General features: G+C 27.4%; 3 protein-coding genes. All 3 read right to left on the reverse strand.

Annotation, left to right across the window (positions count from 1 at the left end; all coding sequences use genetic code 11):
* Positions 1 to 102: 102 nt before the first annotated feature.
* Entirely contained in the window at positions 103 to 813 is a 711-nt protein-coding gene (locus J3U16_RS11760) for a hypothetical protein (protein ID WP_267343158.1), read from the reverse strand.
* Between the two features lie 78 nt (positions 814 to 891).
* A complete protein-coding gene (locus J3U16_RS11765) occupies positions 892 to 1,422 on the reverse strand; it encodes a hypothetical protein (RefSeq protein WP_267343160.1) in 531 nt (176 codons plus the stop codon).
* A gap of 83 nt (positions 1,423 to 1,505) precedes the next feature.
* Positions 1,506 to 2,368: hypothetical protein (locus J3U16_RS11770; RefSeq protein WP_267343161.1), on the reverse strand; the 863-nt coding region annotated here is incomplete at its 5' end.

Below are 2,368 nucleotides of genomic sequence, written 5' to 3' on the forward strand. Positions count from 1 at the left end.
TGAGAGTGATAAGCATAATAATCGTTTGTTTACTACACAACCTTTAATTCAATTCATCAATTTGTTTATCCACAAATTTGCGTTCTAATTTTTATCAAGAAGTTAGTTGATTTTTTCAATAATTAATTTTTTATATTTATAATCAGTGCTATAAAAACCTTTTTCGTTCCAAATAGTATCAGTTACTTTTATGTATAAAATATTGTCATTCCAAGCCAAATCCCAAATAATCCATTTTTCTGTTTCGAAACAAGAAATATGCTTGATATGATTATTTTCAATCTCATATAAATCTATAATGGATTTTGATTGTTCATAATCTATGTAAAAGGTAGTAAAATGCGTTTGGGCCTTATTTATATAGGGTATTCCTTGTAAAGTAATTGTATTATTTTTGTTATCCTGAATTTTAACCTCACTATCTTCATAATATGAAACTTTAATAATATCCTTATTCAAGGGTTTCCAATAACCATAATAGTCATAAATTTTCATGGATTCGTTATCGTTCAAATTATTTATATAGGTTTTATTGTTCACTTTTAAGTATGTTTCTGTCTTTATAAATCTTTTATCATTTTTTTCAATCATTGGGTCATAAATTTTTTTCATATGACTGAATTCTTGTGCGTTGCTTTTTTTTTCTATAAAGTTTATTGAAAACTTTTTTAGATTATTAGTTTCACTATTTGTTAATTCTATTTTCAATGGTTCGTGACAAACTCTGTTATTAGATAATGAATAAATACCTTGAATGTTACTATTTACACATCCTATAACTAAAAAGCTTAATATTGTTAAAATATATTTCATTGGTTTAGTCTTCTTTTTCAATTATCGGTTATACTTGCCAAATAAATTTTTCACCTCATTATTCTTTTGTTTTAATATTTATTCAATAGGTTTTACATCATTAATAGCCAGTAAATTATATCTAGCTCCGTTTGAATAAACCTTTAATAAAAATGCGGTATTTCGTGTTCGTATATTTGTTTTACTACAATATTTTGTAATTATTTCATGGTTAGTAACGGTTAAGTAAAGATTTGTATTATCTTGTTTAAAGTTAAATGCAGTGGGTTCTGTATTAGTCTTTTTATATTGATAATAAAGGATAAATTCGATTTTTTTAGATAAAAAACCATCCATTTTTTCTTCATCATATATATAGTTTCCTTTCCCACAATAATCAGACAATGTTGCTTCAAATTGCACATTATCCACTTGTATAGAATCTATATTGTTAGGTATGGTATATATATTTGATAATGAGATTTTTTCACCATCTATTAAGGTAAGGGAATGACTAAGAATGAAGTTTTCATCTTTTGATTCTATATTTGTTTTAATGGCGTTAGACACATTTCCTTTGCTGCAATTAGCGATAAAAGGAACAAGTAAACAGAGAGCTATTATTTTCATTTTATTTTCGATTTCTGCATGTATTTAGATATATTTTTCGGATAAAAAGGTAAATCTCTTTTACTTGTTCCCATAAGATTTTTTTATTTTTCAAACTCACCGATTAAAATTCGTCCCCCTCGATCTTCAGGATCTGGTTTATCATGGAATGATGCATGAAAAATGATGAATTTATCTTTATAAAATCCAATTGGATAAGAGGCTGAAAAAAAGCCTGTAAACTTTTGTTCAAACCAAGTTTGTCCATAGTCATAAGAATATCGGAAAATAGGATAAAGGGATGAAATAAGTTTATAGTCGCATACAAAATTTTTATAGCGATAATATCGGCTTCTATCCCCTTTTTCGAAAGTATATAAAAGCTCTTCTTTATTATTATAATAAGAACCTCCACCTTTAGACTTATTTTCATTGAATTTAGTAAAAAAATATTCACCATCCTTATAAGTCAGCACATCATAATTATTATGTAATTGCTGTATGACGGTTTTTGTATTATTTTTCGGGTCGTAGCGAATGACTTGTTTGGCATCTAGAATAAGTAATGTATCATCAGCAGTAACCCAAAAAGAACGGTTGTTTAATTCGTAGGGTAAAGGATACTGTTCCTCTCGATTCAATAAATTAACCAGTTTTAATGCCTTGTTATGGGAATACACGGCATATTTTCCATTAAAATTATAATAGGAGATATCAGCTTCAGAATCATATTCATCTATTTTAACGATTTTTAAACTGTTGTTATCTAAAAGATACATGGAATTTTTTTTACTGTTGTCTGGTAATCTACTTTGAGCTTTTATTAATGAATAATCATTGCTGGGATAAATCCATCTCATCTCTTGTTCGGGAAGCGATAACTCTTGATAACTTTTGCCCCGATCTTTCGATACATGTATTACTGCTTGATACCCTCTTTGGCTTGAATCAAAGGCATTAAGATCTT

The sequence above is a fragment of the Gilliamella sp. B3023 genome (assembly GCF_026536845.1).
In the GTDB taxonomy this organism is placed as follows: domain Bacteria; phylum Pseudomonadota; class Gammaproteobacteria; order Enterobacterales; family Orbaceae; genus Gilliamella; species Gilliamella apicola_E.

Bases quoted from the DNA above. Each gene is read 5' to 3' on its own strand.
- J3U16_RS11760 (WP_267343158.1), bottom strand. From the start codon at position 813: ATGAAATATATTTTAACAATATTAAGCTTTTTAGTTATAGGATGTGTA.
- J3U16_RS11765 (WP_267343160.1), bottom strand. From the start codon at position 1,422: ATGAAAATAATAGCTCTCTGTTTACTTGTTCCTTTTATCGCTAATTGC.